At 37.6% G+C, this 17,314-nt stretch carries 15 protein-coding genes and 3 tRNA genes; 16 read left to right on the top strand and 2 right to left on the bottom strand.

Annotated features, from left to right (window positions below; all coding sequences use genetic code 11):
* Positions 1–294: 294 nt before the first annotated feature.
* The 6 genes from bcaP (at position 295) to uvsE (ending at position 9,286) form a co-directional block, all read left to right on the top strand.
* Positions 295–1,710: a branched-chain amino acid transporter BcaP gene (bcaP, locus tag CN326_RS12125; RefSeq protein ID WP_098309284.1), complete on the top strand. Its 1,416-nt coding sequence runs from the start codon at positions 295–297 to the stop codon at positions 1,708–1,710.
* A gap of 104 nt (positions 1,711–1,814) precedes the next feature.
* Positions 1,815–3,089: an MDR family MFS transporter gene (locus CN326_RS12120; RefSeq protein WP_098309283.1), complete on the top strand. Its 1,275-nt coding sequence runs from the start codon at positions 1,815–1,817 to the stop codon at positions 3,087–3,089.
* Positions 3,090–3,497: 408 nt separating this feature from the next.
* A complete protein-coding gene (locus CN326_RS12115) occupies positions 3,498–4,586 on the top strand; it encodes a D-alanine--D-alanine ligase (protein WP_098309331.1) in 1,089 nt (362 codons plus the stop codon).
* A 61-nt stretch (positions 4,587–4,647) separates the two neighbouring features.
* Positions 4,648–6,024 (top strand): UDP-N-acetylmuramoyl-tripeptide--D-alanyl-D-alanine ligase, encoded by a 1,377-nt coding sequence (locus tag CN326_RS12110; RefSeq protein WP_098309282.1) that lies wholly within the window; start codon positions 4,648–4,650, stop codon positions 6,022–6,024.
* Positions 6,025–6,679: 655 nt separating this feature from the next.
* A complete protein-coding gene (gene cshA, locus CN326_RS12105; protein ID WP_098309281.1) occupies positions 6,680–8,218 on the top strand; it encodes a degradosome RNA helicase CshA in 1,539 nt (512 codons plus the stop codon).
* A gap of 105 nt (positions 8,219–8,323) precedes the next feature.
* Positions 8,324–9,286, top strand: coding sequence for a UV DNA damage repair endonuclease UvsE (uvsE, locus tag CN326_RS12100; RefSeq protein WP_098309280.1), 963 nt, complete (start codon positions 8,324–8,326; stop codon positions 9,284–9,286).
* Between the two features lie 166 nt (positions 9,287–9,452).
* On the opposite strand, the gene CN326_RS12095 is transcribed toward uvsE, so the two are convergent.
* Positions 9,453–10,007 carry a rhomboid family intramembrane serine protease gene (locus CN326_RS12095; protein ID WP_098309279.1) on the bottom strand — a complete coding sequence of 185 codons (555 nt, stop codon included), beginning with the start codon at positions 10,005–10,007 and terminating at the stop codon, positions 9,453–9,455.
* 88 nt (positions 10,008–10,095) lie between these two features.
* On the opposite strand from CN326_RS12095, the gene acpS reads away from it, so the two are divergent.
* The 6 genes from acpS to CN326_RS12065 all read left to right on the top strand — a co-directional run bounded on the left by acpS (position 10,096) and on the right by CN326_RS12065 (position 16,111).
* Positions 10,096–10,455: a holo-ACP synthase gene (gene acpS, locus CN326_RS12090; protein ID WP_098309278.1), complete on the top strand. Its 360-nt coding sequence runs from the start codon at positions 10,096–10,098 to the stop codon at positions 10,453–10,455.
* 156 nt (positions 10,456–10,611) lie between these two features.
* On the top strand, positions 10,612–11,559 hold the full coding sequence (locus CN326_RS12085; RefSeq protein ID WP_141525040.1) for a LolA family protein: 948 nt from the start codon (positions 10,612–10,614) through the stop codon (positions 11,557–11,559).
* A gap of 260 nt (positions 11,560–11,819) precedes the next feature.
* The gene (gene alr / locus CN326_RS12080; protein WP_098309276.1) at positions 11,820–12,989 is read left to right on the top strand and encodes an alanine racemase; all 1,170 of its coding nucleotides are present in this window, start codon (positions 11,820–11,822) and stop codon (positions 12,987–12,989) included.
* Positions 12,990–13,234: 245 nt separating this feature from the next.
* Complete coding sequence (locus CN326_RS12075) at positions 13,235–13,522, top strand: antitoxin EndoAI (protein ID WP_000004571.1); 288 nt, start codon at positions 13,235–13,237, stop codon at positions 13,520–13,522.
* A gap of 4 nt (positions 13,523–13,526) precedes the next feature.
* Positions 13,527–13,877, top strand: a complete 351-nt coding sequence (gene ndoA / locus CN326_RS12070; protein ID WP_020063273.1) for a type II toxin-antitoxin system endoribonuclease NdoA — start codon at positions 13,527–13,529, stop codon at positions 13,875–13,877.
* A 65-nt stretch (positions 13,878–13,942) separates the two neighbouring features.
* Positions 13,943–16,111, top strand: coding sequence for a Tex family protein (locus CN326_RS12065; RefSeq protein ID WP_141525036.1), 2,169 nt, complete (start codon positions 13,943–13,945; stop codon positions 16,109–16,111).
* A gap of 129 nt (positions 16,112–16,240) precedes the next feature.
* Here the strand turns inward: CN326_RS12065 and cmpA are convergent, their stop codons facing one another.
* The gene (gene cmpA, locus CN326_RS12060; RefSeq protein ID WP_098309274.1) at positions 16,241–16,354 is read right to left on the bottom strand and encodes a cortex morphogenetic protein CmpA; all 114 of its coding nucleotides are present in this window, start codon (positions 16,352–16,354) and stop codon (positions 16,241–16,243) included.
* Positions 16,355–16,464: 110 nt separating this feature from the next.
* Here cmpA and CN326_RS12055 point away from each other — a divergent pair, with 110 nt between their 5' ends.
* From CN326_RS12055 to CN326_RS12040, 4 genes are all read left to right on the top strand, one after another.
* Positions 16,465–16,929 carry a SprT family protein gene (locus CN326_RS12055; RefSeq protein ID WP_098309273.1) on the top strand — a complete coding sequence of 155 codons (465 nt, stop codon included), beginning with the start codon at positions 16,465–16,467 and terminating at the stop codon, positions 16,927–16,929.
* A 105-nt stretch (positions 16,930–17,034) separates the two neighbouring features.
* Positions 17,035–17,109 (top strand) — tRNA-Asn (locus CN326_RS12050).
* A gap of 8 nt (positions 17,110–17,117) precedes the next feature.
* Positions 17,118–17,208, top strand: a tRNA-Ser gene (locus tag CN326_RS12045).
* Positions 17,209–17,215: 7 nt separating this feature from the next.
* Positions 17,216–17,290: transfer RNA gene (locus CN326_RS12040), tRNA-Glu, on the top strand.
* The last annotated feature ends 24 nt before the right edge of the window (positions 17,291–17,314 follow it).

Raw genomic sequence — 17,314 nt, 5'->3', positions numbered from 1 at the left:
AATACCAAAAATGTTTATAAAAAGATATAAAAATATAACCATATAACTATATAACCTCTTTGCATACAGTAGTATGGTAACTTACCACAATCTTTTGAAGGCTTAAAGAAGGTAGGGGAAGGATAAAGAAAATGTATAAAATCTCAATCTGTTTCGTACAAATTTTTTTATTCATGAAGAAATATGAATTTTCTGTTAAATTCGACAGAAGTTATTGACGAAAAAAGATGTAATAAGTACAATAAAAATAAATATTAAAATTTTCAGAAAATTATAAATGTTGAGGTGCAGAGTATGAAGCAAATCTTTCAAAAAAAGCCGCTGACACAATTGTTACAAGAAGGAAGTCAGAAAAAATTAGATCGAACATTAGGGGCATTAGACTTAACCTTGTTAGGGGTAGGAGCAATTGTCGGAACAGGGATCTTCGTGCTGACAGGGGTAGTTGCTGCGAAACATTCTGGGCCTGCCGTTATTTTATCGTTTGCATTAGCTGCACTAGCTTGTGCCTTTGCTGCCTTTTGTTATGCTGAATTTGCTTCCAGTGTACCGGTATCTGGTAGTGTGTATACGTATACGTATGCAACGATGGGAGAGGTATTTGCCTTCTTAATTGGATGGGATTTAATGCTTGAATACTTATTAGCGACATCAGCTGTTGCTAATGGATGGTCAGCTTATTTTCAGTCTTTATTAAATGGATTTGGAATTCATATTCCAACGATTTTAGCTTCTGCTCCAGGGGCAGGAAAAGGTGGAATAATTGATTTACCAGCTGTTCTTATTATTTTAATTATGACTATTCTTTTATCACGAGGTGTTCGTGAAAGTGCCCGCGTAAATAACATTATGGTATTCATTAAATTAGCCGTTGTACTATTATTCATCTTCGCTGGATTTAAATACGTAAAACCAGAAAACTGGACACCGTTTATGCCGTTTGGTTTTAATGGTGTAATGGTAGGTGCAGCGACAGTATTCTTTGCTTTTATTGGTTTTGATGCTGTTTCAACGGCAGCGGAGGAAGTAAAACGCCCGCAGCGTGATTTACCGATTGGTATTATTGCATCACTATTAATTTGTACAGTCCTATATATTGCGGTTTCACTTGTTTTGACAGGTATTGTACCGTTTGGTCAATTGGATAGATCAGATCCAGTAGCATTTGCGCTTCAATTTATTGGACAAGATGGTTTGGCGGGTGTTATTTCGGTAGGTGCTATTACAGGGATTACAACTGTTATGTTAGTTATGATGTATGGTCAAGTACGTGTATCGTATGCAATGAGCCGTGATGGTCTATTACCGAAACGTCTTTCGAAAGTACATCCGAAGTTTAAAACGCCATTTTTAAATACGTGGATAACAGGTATTGTAGCAGCTCTTATTTCAGGGCTTGTTGATCTAAGTGTATTGGCTCACCTTGTGAATATCGGAACTCTATCTGCATTCGTACTTGTTGCAATAGCGGTTATTGTAATGCGAAAAACACATCCGGATTTACCGCGTGCCTTTAAAGCGCCGCTTGTACCGTTTTTACCAGCGTTAGCAGTAATTTTTTGTCTATACTTAATGCTTCAATTACCAGCGATTACATGGGAATGTTTTGGTATTTGGTTGGCGATTGGAGTTATAGTCTATTTCGTATATAGCAGAAAGCGTAGTGCATTAAATAAAGAAAAAGATGATAAAAAAACTGTGAATTTATAAAGAGAAAGCCGTTCTTACAAAAAGAACGGCTTCTTTATTTTGAAAATTTACATTTTTCTAAAATTGATATAAGATGAAAGGTGGTCGATAAAAGGGGTGGGAATATGAAGAAGACATGGCAAGAGTTAAAGGGGATGGATCGTAATGTTTGGATCCGGTTTATTGGAGAAACATTAAATGGAATTGCAATGATGATGTTAATGCCATTTTTTGCATTATATTTAAAAGATAAAGTGGATTCACTACTACAGGTAGGAATTATTATGGCGTTGTCCCCTATTGCAGCAAGTTTTGGTTCGCTTATAGGTGGGAGAATTGCAGATATTTATGGGCGAAAGCCAATTATGATATTTTCGATGGCTAGTAATGCGGTCTTAATGCTTGGTTTCTTATTTATAGATGGTTTTATACCGTATGCTATTCTATCTATTTGTCTAGGTCTTAGTAATTCGCTGTTTCATCCGGCAGCCTCTGCGATGGTAGCGGATGTAACAGAACCTGAAAAGCGAACAGAAGCATATGGTTTGCTGCGGATGGGACATAATATTGGAGCGGCAATTGGGCCGATTCTAGGTGCTTCGGTTGTACTTCTGTCTAAAACTGTTATTTTTATTATCGCATCGTCCTCTATGTTATTCTATGCGCTGCTAGTTTTACTACTTATTAAAGAAACAATGCCGAAGGGTGTAGTAAAACAAGTGAGTGAGGGAGAGGGAACGAGACAATCTGTATGGAAAGTTGTGTTTCAAGATAAAATTTTACTAATCTATTTATTAGCCGGAATTGTTATTTCAATGGGATTTTCGCAAACAGAAGGTATGCTTCCGCTTCATTTTGATAATGAAATGAAGGGGATATTTGGAATGAATAATCCATTTCCTTATTTAATGGCAGTAAATGGACTTTTGGTGGTTTTGTTTCAATTTCAAATTTCGAAATGGGCGACAGATAAACCGGTTGGGAAAACGATGTTGTATGGTGCTTGGTTATTTGGAATAGGTCTTCTTGCAATCGGTTGGCTTCCGAGGTGGTTTGGAGGAGCTGGGACAAATGCTACTGTAGTGCTTGTTACATTACTAATCGTATATGTAATTTATACACTAGGAGAAATGGTTATGTCTCCTGTGCAAATGACATTTGTAGCAAATTTAGCACCAGAACATTTACGAGGTACGTATATGGGAGCAGCTAGCTTACAATGGATTACAGGTAATGCGTTTGGACCTTTACTGGGTGGTATTTTACTTGATCGTTTGTTGGGTCACATTTTATTTACGATTTTAGGGATTGGATGTATGATAGCGGGCCTTGTTTACGTATCATTAGACCGACTTGTAGAGCAAAGACAAAAAGATGACATGGTCAAACAAACGTCATAAAGTTTTCTGCATACACAAATAGGTTCTTTTTTTCATATTATTAGGTACATAACTAGAAAAATTATTATGTTAGCTTAGTTAGCTCGCTATTCGTGGGCAGTAAGACTCCTCACCTCAAGATTCAGAGAGAAGCGAAGAAGATGGGTAGGGGGATAACTGCTGGTATGTGCCCGATTGGTCCAACTAACCAACAGTAGGGGGGGAAATCCCACACTGATGGAAGTTTTACTTTATCTCGCATTAGCGGACAGTAAGGCTCCCACCTCAAGATGTAGAGAGAATTAAGCAGATAGGTGGGGGATGAAAAAACCACTGATGGAAGTTTTACTTTATTTCAAATAGGAACTACCTATTTTCGTAAAAAGTGCTACAATAGAAAAATGAAAACAAACGATTAGGGTGGATTTCATTATGAAAATTAAATTAGGTTTATTATATGGTGGAAAATCAGCGGAGCATCAAGTTTCTTTACAAACGGCTCTTGCTGTTAGTAAAGCGTTAGATCAAGAAAAATTTGAGGTTCATCCAATTTATATTACTGAACAAGGACAATGGATGCGCGGTGAGCGTATTGAAGGTGAAGTGAAAAGCGTTCAAGCGTTGCAATTAAATGGAGAAGAAAATGCAATTTCTCCTGTATCATTAAGTTCAGAGATTATCCCAATGGCAGCTTCTGATAAAGAGAATGCAATTGATGTAATCTTCCCGTTATTACATGGACCGAATGGTGAAGATGGAACAGTACAAGGCTTGTTAGAACTTATGAATATTCCATATGTAGGGAACGGTGTGTTAGCATCGGCTGCAGGTATGGATAAAGTCATTATGAAAAATATTTTCGCAGAAGCGGGATTGCCACAAGCTAAATATGTTTCGTTTATTCGCAGTGTATGGGAAAAAGATCGTACAGCAGCGTATGAAAAAGTTGAAGAAACATTAGGCTATCCATGTTTTGTGAAACCAGCAAACCTTGGCTCAAGCGTTGGAATTAATAAATGTAAAAATCGTGATGAGTTAGAGAATGCATTTGAAGAGGCGTTCCAATTTGATCGTAAAATTATCGTAGAAGAGAATATTATCGGTCGTGAAGTGGAAATTGGAGTATTAGGAAACGATGCACCGAAATGTTCTGTTGTAGGCGAAATTGTGGCGAAAAAAGAATTCTATGACTATAAATCAAAATACATTGATGGCGATACAGCAATGGTTATTCCTGCTGAAATTACAGAAGCGGAATATGAGAAGATTAAAGAGTATGCAATCCGTGCATTTCAATCTTTAGATGGTACGGGATTAACGCGTGCAGATTTCTTCTTAACGAAAGATGGCGACGTATTTATTAATGAAGTAAATACAATGCCAGGATTCACGCCGTTTAGTATGTTCCCTCTTTTATGGGAAAATACGGGAGTGCCGTATCCAGAGCTTATTCAAGAGCTAGTACGTTTAGCGATTGAGCGTCACGAAGAAAAACAAAAAATTAAATATACAATCTAACAAGAAAGGAGAAGCACTATTCAAATGAATAGTGTTTCTTCCGTGTAAGGAGTGTTTTTGTATGATACAAAGAACAGTGAAGCAAATTGAGCAAATGGTATGCGGAACTGGCCTAGCAGGGCAGTGGAATGATGTAGCTATAAAAGGTGTTTCCATTGATACAAGAAAAATTGAACAAGGAAACTTATATATTCCGATTCAAGGAGAACGTTTTGATGGTCATGCTTTTGTGGAGAAAGCAATAGAAAGCGGTGCAGTTGCAACACTTTGGAAGAAAGGTGTAGCGAACCCGCCAACAAATTTACCAGTTATTTTTGTAGAAGATACATTACAAGCGCTGCAAACATTGGCGAAGAGCTATCGCGACCAGTTAAACGTGAAAGTAATTGGTGTAACAGGAAGTAACGGAAAAACGTCAACGAAAGATATTGTGACAAGCTTACTTGGAGCGAAATTTAAAGTGCAAAAAACAGAAGGGAATTTCAATAACCATATTGGACTACCTTTGACAATTTTAAATTTAGAAGAAGATACAGAAATGGCTGTATTAGAGATGGGTATGTCAAGCCGCGGGGAAATTGAATTTTTGTCCAAGATTGCTCGCCCTGATGCAGCAATTATTACAAATATTGGAGAAGCGCATTTAATGGATTTGGGCTCTCGTGATGGAATTGCAGAAGCGAAGCTAGAAATTGTCGCAGGCTTACAAGATAATGGCGTATTTGTTTATAACGGAGATGAACCATTGTTAACTACACGCGTGCCAGGGATGAATTTATCTGCAAAGACAATTACGTTTGGTGATGCAAGAGCGAACGATTATTACCCGGTATCTGTAAAATTAGAGGCAACAGGTACACAATTTACGATGAATCAAGCGCAGAATGTAGCATTTTATTTACCCGTTCTTGGGAAGCATAATGTATATAATGCATTAGCATCAATAGCGGTTGCTGAATTTTTCGGTGTAACTTGGGAAGAAATGAAACAAGGTTTAGTGAATTTGAAAATGACAGGCATGCGTATGGAAGTTGTGAAAACAGATGCAGGGTTAACGATTATTAATGATGCATATAACGCAAGTCCGACAGCGATGGAAGCAGCATTCCATTTAATGAATGAATTAAATGGATTTTCTAAAAAAATTCTTGTGCTTGGCGATATGCTAGAGCTTGGTGACCAAGAAGTACAATTTCATTATGAAGTTGGAAAATTAATTGATCCAGCTCGTATTGCGTATGTATTTACGTACGGTACGCTCGGGGCGCAAATGGCAGAAGGTGCAAGAATTAATTTTTCTAGTGAACGCGTGAAAGCTTATGACAATAAAGAAGAACTTGTTAAAGATTTAAAAGAAGTCGTTGATGTGAAAGACGTTGTATTAGTAAAAGCATCTCGTGGAATGAAATTAGAAGAAGTTATTGCGATGATAAAGTGAAACTTCCATTAGTAGGTGGTTTACTGCCCGTTAATACGGGATAAAATAAAGAAGCGCTTACAACACGGAGATGGAAAGTTGGAACAAGGATAGAAAAATCAATATGTAAAATAAGGGAAGAGTTGGGTTTGCTTTTTACACATACAAAACTTATAATTGATAGGGTGTAATAACGTTGTAGAGTATTTTTGTGATAAATGTAGGCCCGTTTATATACGTGAACATAAGGGAAAGGGCATTTTCCGCAAACACGGAAAATGTCTTTTTTGAATGGATAGTTAGGAAAAATGCTCCCGCCACTTGAAAGTTATAATTGTTTGAAGTGGGGGTTTCTAGCGTGCCAGGCATTTTTGCTCGGCGCTTGGCGTTAGTGGAGTTGGGATTGATTTCCGCCTAACCCCTCTATCCCGTCGATAAATTTTTTTGGGACTACTTTTGTCTAGCTTTACGTTTGAATGTCTTGTGTGGCGCATATTTTTGTTGCGACTTTCTACATTCAGTTTTCAAAAGCTAGTTTTATTATAATTGTCAGGCAATCTTGTGCTGATGACGCATTTTGTCTGAAGAAGACTTAGCCCAACCTTACTTGTATATCCTGTGAATATTAGAAGAAGGAATAATCTGGGCTATTTTAGATAGAAAAGGAGAAGTAACATTGACAACATTTCGAGAATTAGGATTAAGCAGTTCTTTATTAAAGTCTGTTGAAAGTATGGGATTTGAAGAGGCAACACCAATTCAGGCAGAAACAATTCCAGTAGCCTTACAAGGTGATGACATTATTGGTCAAGCTCAAACAGGTACAGGAAAAACAGCTGCATTTGGATTACCGCTATTAGAAAAAGTAAATACAAATCAAGATACAGTTCAAGGTATTGTTATCGCACCAACTCGTGAGTTAGCGATTCAAGTAGGTGAAGAGCTATACAAAATTGGTCAACATAAGCGTGTTCGCATTTTACCAATCTATGGCGGCCAAGATATTAACCGTCAAATCCGTGCATTGAAAAAAGGTCCACACATTATCGTGGGTACACCAGGACGTATTTTAGATCATATTAAACGTAAAACACTTCGTCTGCAAAACGTAGAGACAGTTGTTCTTGACGAAGCAGATGAAATGTTAAACATGGGCTTCATTGAAGATATTGAAGCAATTTTAACGGATGTGCCTGAAACACACCAAACATTATTATTCTCAGCAACAATGCCAGACCCAATCCGTCGCATTGCTGAACGCTTCATGAGCGAGCCTAAACATATTAAGGTTAAAGCTAAAGAAGTAACAATGCCAAACATTCAGCAGTTCTATGTAGAAGTGCAAGAGAAAAAGAAATTTGACGTGTTAACACGCTTATTAGATATTCAATCTCCAGAGCTTGCAATCGTATTCGGTCGTACAAAGCGTCGTGTTGATGAATTATCAGAAGCGTTAAATTTACGTGGTTATGCAGCAGAAGGAATTCATGGTGATTTAACACAAGCGAAGCGCCTTTCTGTATTACGTAAATTTAAAGAAGGTTCAATCGAAGTTCTTGTTGCGACAGACGTAGCGGCGCGTGGTCTTGATATTTCAGGTGTAACGCACGTATATAACTTTGATATTCCACAAGATCCAGAATCATACGTACACCGTATTGGTCGTACGGGCCGTGCAGGTAAAACAGGTCTTGCTATGCTGTTTGTAACACCACGTGAAACGGGTCAATTAAAGAATATTGAACGTACAACAAAACGCAAAATGGATCGTATGAATCCACCAACTTTAGATGAAGCTTTAGAAGGACAACAACGTTTAATCGCTGAAAAACTTCAAAGCACGATTGAAAGTGAAAACTTATCGTACTACAAACGTATTGCAGAAGAGCTGTTAGAAGAGCATGATTCTGTAGCGGTTGTAGCAGCTGCTTTAAAAATGATGACAAAAGAGCCGGATGCAACGCCAGTTTCTTTAACATCAGAACCACCTGTAGTTTCAAAAGATCGTTCTAGAAAGAGAAACGGAAACGGAAGTGGAAATGGAAGAGGTGGTTACCGCGATGGTAACCGTAATCGTGAAGGCGGTCGTAATCGCGATGGTAACCGCAATCGTGGAGGCCGTAAAGGAGAAGGTCAAGGACGTGAAGGTCGTTCTGGAGCTCCTAGAGGACGTAGCAGCGAGAGAAAGCACACAAGCCGTAAGCCGCAAGCTTAATTAAATTCATAGAAGAGAGACAGTCTTTTTCATAAAGGCTGTCTTTTTTTGTTTCTTTAGTTGGGTATACTACATAGAAACTTGTATCGGAAAAGAGGAAATGGAATGCTTGTAAAGCTTGGGTATGTTGCAATGAGTGTCCATTTAAAGAATGCTTCTCCTTCGCAAACAATGACGTATGCGCAGTTTCGGCGAATACAGGATCGAGAAGCAGCAATCAAAAAATTGGAGAGGATTTCTAATTCTAATTTAGAGAATTGTCTACGGTTGTTAAAACATAATTATGGACATGATGTTTCATTTTTTCGCTTAAGTTCGAAAATCATTCCTTTGGCAAACCATGAGGCGTTGTTAGAGTGGGATTATATAAAGCCGTTAAGAGAAAACTTAAAACAACTTGGAGAATATGCAAAGCGTCAAGGAATGCGAATTGATTTTCATCCCGACCATTTTGTCGTGTTAAATTCATTACATCCTCCGATTTTAAAGCAGTCCGTGAAAACATTGCAGATGCATGGGAAGTTGTTAAAGGGAATGGGGATTGATAGAACGCATCGCTGTGTTTTACATGTTGGTGGTGCGTATGAGGATAAAGAGAAAGCACTAGAACAATTCATTGAAAACTGGTCACTTGTTCCGGTGGGGATTCAAAAGATGATTATGTTAGAAAATGATGATACAACATTTTCTTTAAAAGAGACATTGTACTTAGGAGAAAAACTTGGAATCCCAGTAGTTTTTGATTTGCATCATCATATGGTAAATCACGGCTTTGAAGAGTGGGAAACTCATTGGGAACGTGTTGTACAAACGTGGGAGCAATCTCCTTTGCCGATTAAAATGCATATTTCTAGTCCACGAGAAGGAAATGATCTAAGGGCCCATGCTGATTTTATTGATTCTGATCAATTTTTTTCTTTCTTGCAATATATAAAAGAGAGTGTTCCGGAAATACATTGTATGATAGAAGCGAAACAAAAAGACGAAGCGCTCTTTCAGTTGATGAGAGATATGAAAGATAAGGGTGGGATAGAGATAGTAGATGGTGCAAGCTTTTTTGTAAAGTAAGCGATGCACCATCTATTTTTTTATCCCGCATTAACGGGCAGTAAGCCCCCACCTTAAGATTGAGAGAGAAGCAAGGAAGATAGGTGGGGGATAACTGTCCGTAAAAGCCCGATTGGTTCAACTAACCATCAGTGGGGGATGAAAAACTCCCCCACTGATGGAAGTTTCACTTTATGAGTAATGGACCTAAGCAGGCACCCGTGAGCAATCCAACGAGATGGCTAATTGGGTTTATTGCTTTGTCGACAAATGTAAACGCTAGGAGAATGGATAAAATAGCAAAAAAGAGAAGGGTTTCTTTTTTTCTATTTGGGCGGTATTGCATATAGAATATGTAAAGCTGCAGACCTAATAACCCAAAAATGGCACCTGAAGCTCCTGTATGAGCATACTGAATTGGAAGTATAAAGTAAGAGATGATATTTCCGGTGACTCCAGATATAAGAAACGCAAGTGAAAATCGAATGCTCCGCAGTTGTTTTTCTAATGAAAAGCCGAGTGCTAAGCAGCAAATACTATTAGATAAAAAATGAGAAAATGTTGTATGGATAAACAATGAAGAAATAATTCGCCACCATTCCCCTTCAGCGATACACTCATTACAGGCGATTCCGATAGATAGTACCTTATTCCCTAATAATAGTAAAGTAAGTTGTATGAAAAGTAATGCAGTAGTAATCGGAGGAAAAGAAGTAAATGAGTATTTTAATGGAGTATTCATATCTTCACCCCTTTTGCTGTTAACGGATTGTCTGTTATTCTTACAATATGAAAATGAGGAAGAAAATAGAAGGAAGGAACGTAAGGATATGATTGTAGGGATTGGAATCGATATTATTGAAATTGAAAGAATTGAAAAGATGATAGAGGGGCAACCAAAATTTATAGAGCGTATTTTAACAGAAAAAGAGCGCCAAGTAGCACATTCGTTAAAAGGAAAGAGGCGTAGTGAATTTGTTGCAGGACGCTTTGCGGCAAAAGAAGCATACTCGAAAGCGCTTGGTACTGGAATTGGAAAAGAGGTTAGCTTTTTACATATTGAAATCACGAATGATGAAAGAGGAAAACCGATTTTACTTGCAAATACAAATCATACTATTCATCTTTCGATTAGCCATAGCCGAGAGTTTGCGGTGGCACAAGTCATTTTAGAAAGCCCGTCAAGCTAGTCTGCATATTTCATCTCTTTGTCTCATATATTTGAGTAGCGTTAAGGAAGAGGTTTTCTTCCACTTACTTATTGAGACAAAGGGGCTGAACATATGAAAAGGCGGCTATTTTTGTTTATTGTCGGTTTGTTGACCGTTTTTCTGTTAGCGGGCTGTATGGAGAAGAAGAAGGAAGATGTTGTGCAAGATTTGAATGAAAGAGTAAAAGATATGAAAAGCTACCAAGCAGAAGCGAAATTATCGATTAAAACAGGAAATGAACCGCAAGTATACGATGTTGAGGTTTGGTATAAAAAACCCTCGTATTACCGAGTGAATTTGAAAAATGCAAAGAAAGATCAAAGCCAGATTATTTTACGAAATGATGAAGGTGTATTCGTTCTTACCCCGTCTTTAAATAAAAGTTTTCGTTTTCAAAGTGATTGGCCGCAAAATAGCAGCCAAGCATATTTATATGAATCACTTGTCAGGGATATTTTGAGCGATAAGGACCGTTCATTTAAGAAAACAGACAAATATTATGTGTTTGAAACGAAAACAAACTATCATCATCAAAATATGTTGCCAAGGCAACAAATTACATTTAATAAAAAAGATTTAGCACCTGTTTCGGTGAAGTTGATGGACAATGATCAAAATGTTCTTGTGCAAGTAGATTTTTCTAAAGTAAAGTTTGATACAAAATTTGATAAAGGCGCGTTTGATACGAAACAAAATATGTCTAGAGCGCAAGTCGATATACAAACGACAGCACAAGAAGAGAAGTCATTTGCTGTGTTATACCCAAGTGATACGCCGCAAGGTATGACTTTAAAAGAGGAGAAAGAATTTAAGACAGACAGTGGTAAACGTAGTATTCTTACGTACACTGACAATAAGAAGAGTTTTACATTAATACAAGAAAAAGCGAAGGTAGCACCAACTATCGCATTGCAAAATATGAATGGGGAGCCTGTTGATTTAGGTTTCGCAATTGGTGCATTAACAAAAGATTCTGTTACATGGTCACATAATGGAGTCGAGTATATGCTTGTATCAAAAGGTTTAAAACAAGATGAGTTGTTAATGGTAGCGCGCTCTGTGACTCAAAAACAAGTGAAGTAAACGACTAAGACGTGGTGGCTACAGAGTACACCACGTTTTTTATCCCGTAAGAGCCCAATTGGGCGGGCTTTCCATCAGTGGTGGATGAAGAAAACCCCACTGATGGAAGTTCCGCCTTATGACGATTTAACAAATAGTATTTTTGATATGTAGAATCTGTTGATGAAAGCGGCGCTTAATATGATGGAATAAAGGTAAGAAAAAAAGTGAATATAAAAGAATAAGCTTTGCATATCGTATAAAGGAAGTGTTTTTTCTGGATGGAAAAATCGCCATTTTATCGTGATACGTGGGTAGAGGTAAATTTAGATGCGATTTATGATAATTTGACTCGTATTAAATCCATCATTCCGAAAAATGTGGAGATTTTTGCTGTTGTGAAAGCAAATGCATATGGTCATGGATCAGTGCAAGTTGCAAATACAGCGTTAGCAGCAGGAGCCACAAGATTAGCTGTTGCATTCTTGGATGAAGCTCTTGTCTTAAGAAGAGCTGGAATTACAGTTCCTATTTTAGTATTAGGTTCTTCACGTCCGGAAGACGTTAATGTGGCAGCGGAGAATGAGATTACATTAACTGTGTTTCAAAAAGAATGGATAGAAAAAGCGGAAAAGGTGTGGGATTCTTCAAGGTCACTCCATTTTCATCTTAAATTTGATAGCGGTATGGGGAGAATTGGAATTCATAGAAAAGATGAATTGAAAAGGTTTCTAAAAAGTTTACAAAATGCGCCTTTTTTAAAATTAGAAGGGGTTTATACTCACTTTGCAACAGCTGATGAAGTGGAGACAGCTTATTTTGATAAGCAGTATAATATGTTTTTGGAACAACTAAGTTGGCTAAAAGAATTTGGATTAACCCCAAAATTTATTCATACAGCTAATAGTGTGGCAACTTTACGTTTTCAAAGTGTTACTTTTAACGCTGTCAGAATAGGGATTGCAATGTATGGGCTGCTCTCATCTATGCAAATCCATCCTTTTTTACCGATTAAGCTTGATCCTGCATTATCTTGGCATACAACGGTTACACATATAAAACAGGTGACAAAAGATGCTGGAATTAGTTATAACGTTACTTATCGAGCGAAAACAGAAGGATGGATTGCCACATTGCCTGTTGGATATGCTGACGGTTGGTTACGTAGGTTGCAGGGGTTCAAGGTGCTTGTAAATGATATAAGAGTGCCGATTGTAGGCAGGGTTACAATGGATATGATGATGATTCATGTACCATATGAAGTGCCGCTTGGAACAAAAGTTACTCTAATTGGAAGACAAAATGATCGGTATATTAGTGCTAATGAGGTTGCCGAGTATTCAGAGACAATTAACTATGAAATTATTGCAACAATTAGTTTTCGTGTTCCGCGTGTATATGTAAAAAATGGAAAAGTTGTAGAGGTTGTAAATTATTTAAATGGCATATAAGATGAGAATTCTATAGTTCAAGTGTACCTTTATAAAAAGGTGAGTATGTCCCTTTTTGACAAGTTAAGAAACTCAATTTGGAAGAAGGACATAGAAAAGTACAAGGAAGTGAATGTTTTATTTCCAAATTGGAAAACATAAAACAAGAAATCAGGAAGTCTTTGCAACAGGCTTCATACAATGGTATTATTACAATAGGTGTCATATATATGTGTGTGTGTAGTTGACGGTGGAGGTGTATTTTTGTGTCCGAATCAAGTGTAACTACTGAAATCGTTGTTCGGTTGCCAAAACAAGTGGTAACAGAATTAGACGGAATTGGAAAACAAGAGAATAAGAATCGCCATGAACTTATTTGCCAGGCAACACAATTGCTATTGCGCCAACATAAAACAAAGAAGCGCTACCAGCATGAATCAATGCGACGTGGGTACATTGAAATGGGAAAAATTAATCTTGGTATTGCATCTGAAGCTTTCTTAGCGGAGTATGAAGCAGCTCATACAGTAGAACGCTTAGTTAGCGGGGGGTAATCTTTTGATTGTAAAACGCGGCGACGTGTATTTTGCAGACCTTTCCCCAGTTGTTGGTTCTGAGCAAGGAGGCGTTCGTCCGGTTCTGGTCATTCAAAATGACATTGGGAATCGTTTTAGTCCTACTGTGATTGTGGCGGCCATTACTGCACAGATTCAGAAAGCGAAATTGCCCACTCATGTGGAGATTGATGCAAAAAAGTATGGATTTGAGAGAGATTCTGTTATCTTGCTCGAACAGATTCGAACAATCGATAAGCAGCGCTTAACGGACAAAATCACTCAGTTAGACGATCTGATGATGAATCGTGTAGATGAAGCCCTGCAAATTAGTTTAGGACTGATAGATTTTTAGTTCAACATTGAAGTTGCTCTCTTTTAAGAGCAGCTTTTTTTATTATTAAGGAGGTTTTGTTGCAAATGGAAATGGTAGATGACCGTCAAGAGTTAATGAAAATGTTAGCGAAAGAATTGAATTTTTCAGAGAAGCAAGTACGCCATGTTATTCAATTAACAGAGGAGGGTAATACAGTTCCATTTATTGCTCGTTATCGGAAAGAATGGACAAACTCATTAGATGAAGTGCAAATTCGTTCGATTTTAGAAAGATGGCAGTATATCACTCAACTTGAAAATCGTAAAGAAGAAGTGTTGCGTTTAATTCATGAAAAGGGAAAGCTTACAGAAGAGTTGCGTCGTAACATTGTATCTGCAACAAAACTACAAGAAGTGGAAGATTTATATCGTCCATATAAAGAAAAACGAAGAACAAAAGCAACGATTGCAAAAGAAAAAGGGTTAGAACCTTTAGCAGATTGGTTATTAACGTTTGCGAAGGATGATGCGTTGGAAAGAGCAAAAGTATTCGTAAATGAAGAGAAAGAAGTTCATTCACCAGAAGAAGCGTTACAAGGTGCAAAAGATATTATCGCAGAATACGTATCTGATGAAGCATCTTATCGCAGTTGGATTCGTAATACTACTTTTAGAAAAGGAACCATTTCAGCAGTTGTAAAAGATGAAGAAAAAGATGAAAAGAATGTATACGAAATGTATTACAGCTATGAAGAGCCAGTACAAAAAGTTGTACCTCATCGTGTATTAGCCATGAATCGCGGTGAAAAAGAAGAAATTTTAAAAGTAGCAATCGTTCCTCCGGTTGAAGAAATCATTCAGTTTTTACATAAAAAAGTAATTCATAAATCATACGCGCCAAGTACTTCTTATGTGCAAGAGGCGATTGAAGATGGTTACAAGCGTTTAATCCAACCATCTATTGAAAGAGAAATTCGTAAAGAGTTAACAGAGATAGCGGAAGAACAAGCGATTCATATTTTTTCAGAGAACTTAAGGAATTTATTGTTACAACCGCCGATGAAAGGGAAGTTTGTATTAGCTGTAGATCCAGCATATCGTACGGGGTGTAAACTTGCCGTTGTAGATGATACGGGAAAAGTACTTCATATCGATGTTATTTATCCACATCCGCCTGTTAGGAAATATGAAGAAGCGAAAAAGAAATGTATTTCAATTTTAGAAAAGTATGAAGTAGAAGTAGTTGCAATTGGAAATGGTACAGCTTCTCGTGAAACGGAAGAATTTGTAGTGGATGTATTACAAGCAGTTACACGTGATGTATTTTACATTATTGTCAATGAAGCTGGTGCGAGTGTATATTCAGCATCAGACTTAGCGAGGGAAGAGTTTCCTGATTTGCAAGTTGAAGAAAGAAGCGCTGTTTCCATTGGAAGACGTTTGCAAGATCCGCTTGCAGAATTAGTAAAGATTGATCCAAAGTCTGTTGGTGTAGGGCAATATCAACATGATGTATCACAAAAACAGTTGAATGAATCATTAACATTTGTTGTTGAAACAGCTGTAAACCAAGTTGGAGTGAATGTAAATACTGCTTCTGTTTCCTTATTGCAATATGTTTCTGGTTTATCAAAAACAGTTGCGAAAAACATTGTAAAAAAACGCGAAGAGAGCGGGAAATTTATAAAACGTGCTGAGCTGAAAGATATACCGCGATTAGGTGCAAAGACATATGAACAATGTATCGGTTTTTTACGTGTTCTAGAAGGTGAAAATCCACTTGATCGAACAAGTATTCATCCGGAGCAATATAAGAATGTAGAGCTGTTATTGAAAAGCTTAGGATTATCTATTGCAGATGTTGGACAACCTCATTTGCAGAAGCGTTTAGAAGAAGTAGAAATTTCATCATTATCAGAGCAAACAAACATTGGTGAACCGACCTTGCGAGATATTACTGATGCTCTTATTCGTCCAGAGCGAGATTTACGTGATGAATTACCGAAGCCGCTTCTTAAGAAAGGTATTTTAAAACTAGAAGATTTAAAACGAGGCATGGAATTGGAAGGTACAGTTCGTAATGTTGTCGATTTTGGTGCTTTTGTTGATATTGGTGTGAAGCAAGATGGATTAGTTCATATTTCAAAAATGAGTAAGCAGTTTGTAAAACATCCATTAGATATCGTGTCTGTCGGACAAATTGTAAAAGTGTGGGTCGATGAGGTTGATATGAAAAAAGGACGCGTCGCTTTATCTATGCTACCAATAGAGTGATGAAGTAAAAGGAATCATTGTGGCTTTCTTCATTCTACACTGAGAGTTAATTTGCTAATAGGAGCTGCTATCCATTAAGTGTCGGATACATGAAAAGGGAGTGGAGGGATGTTCCGCTCCCTTTATTTACTAAGGATATTGCTTTTTTTTATAAAAAAACCAGCATTCGTTAAGTAATTTGATTTGATATCGGTTTTTTTCATAATAAGCACGCCGCATTTGTTTACGAAGCCATGCTGGCATATGAATCCCTCCTTTTACAGAAGTGAGGATGGGTATATGTACTATTTAATGTATGCAGGGGACAGATAAGACGTGTGAATTTATTTTAGTTATAAGTAGGAGAGATGCGGATGCAGGGAATAGATATTCAGAGATTGGTGGAGAAAATATCAGTAGAATATTTTGCGAGGCCTTTTTTGCATAAAGCGACATTTAATAAACGTTTACGTACGACAGGTGGGCGATATATGTTAGAGACACACAATATAGAATTGAATTATCATTATTATCAAGCTTATGGAGAAAAGGAATTAATTGCAGTAATTAAGCATGAGCTTTGTCATTATCATTTACATCTTATGGGGAAAGGGTATCAACATAGAGACAGAGATTTTCGTGAGTTGTTGAATAAGGTAGATGCGCCACGTTTTTGCAAAAGAATTCCTGATGAGAGGAGAGAGAAAAAACAATACGTATATGTTTGTTTATCGTGTGGCTTCCAATACATAAGAAGGAGAAGAATAAATACAAATCGCTACGTTTGCGGAAAGTGTAAAGGATGTTTGAAGCAGGTGAAAAAACACCTTGACAGTTAAAAATCAATCCAGTATAGTATAAACATGTCAGCTCACTACAAGATATTGTAAGGAGTGCTTGACTTGTAAAATGATTTTTTATAAGATGAAAAATGTCTTTCTTATTCCGCAGTAGCTCAGTGGTAGAGCTATCGGCTGTTAACCGATCGGTCGTAGGTTCGAGTCCTACCTGCGGAGCCATATAATATAGAGAAGTACCCAAGTGGCTCAAGGGGCTCCCCTGCTAAGGGAGTAGATCGCTTACGCGGTGCGAGGGTTCGAATCCCTTCTTCTCTGCCATAATTTTGGCCCGTTGGTCAAGTGGTTAAGACACCGCCCTTTCACGGCGGTAACACGGGTTCGAATCCCGTACGGGTCACCACTTCGGAGGATTAGCTCAGCTGGG

The organism is Bacillus sp. AFS018417, from assembly GCF_002560985.1.
GTDB lineage: Bacteria > Bacillota > Bacilli > Bacillales > Bacillaceae_G > Bacillus_A > Bacillus_A rhizoplanae.
This window is presented reverse-complemented; position numbering and strand designations above follow the sequence as displayed.

Excerpts from the sequence above, each read along its gene's own strand:
- acpS (WP_098309278.1), top strand. The coding sequence starts at position 10,096 with ATGATTGTAGGGATTGGAATCGATATTATTGAAATTGAAAGAATTGAA.
- CN326_RS12110 (WP_098309282.1), top strand. The coding sequence starts at position 4,648 with ATGATACAAAGAACAGTGAAGCAAATTGAGCAAATGGTATGCGGAACT.
- CN326_RS12120 (WP_098309283.1), top strand. The coding sequence starts at position 1,815 with ATGAAGAAGACATGGCAAGAGTTAAAGGGGATGGATCGTAATGTTTGG.
- CN326_RS12055 (WP_098309273.1), top strand. The coding sequence starts at position 16,465 with ATGCAGGGAATAGATATTCAGAGATTGGTGGAGAAAATATCAGTAGAA.
- uvsE (WP_098309280.1), top strand. The coding sequence starts at position 8,324 with ATGCTTGTAAAGCTTGGGTATGTTGCAATGAGTGTCCATTTAAAGAAT.
- cmpA (WP_098309274.1), bottom strand. The coding sequence starts at position 16,354 with ATGCCAGCATGGCTTCGTAAACAAATGCGGCGTGCTTATTATGAAAAA.
- CN326_RS12085 (WP_141525040.1), top strand. The coding sequence starts at position 10,612 with ATGGAGAAGAAGAAGGAAGATGTTGTGCAAGATTTGAATGAAAGAGTA.
- CN326_RS12065 (WP_141525036.1), top strand. The coding sequence starts at position 13,943 with ATGGAAATGGTAGATGACCGTCAAGAGTTAATGAAAATGTTAGCGAAA.
- alr (WP_098309276.1), top strand. The coding sequence starts at position 11,820 with ATGGAAAAATCGCCATTTTATCGTGATACGTGGGTAGAGGTAAATTTA.
- CN326_RS12095 (WP_098309279.1), bottom strand. The coding sequence starts at position 10,007 with ATGAATACTCCATTAAAATACTCATTTACTTCTTTTCCTCCGATTACT.
- bcaP (WP_098309284.1), top strand. The coding sequence starts at position 295 with ATGAAGCAAATCTTTCAAAAAAAGCCGCTGACACAATTGTTACAAGAA.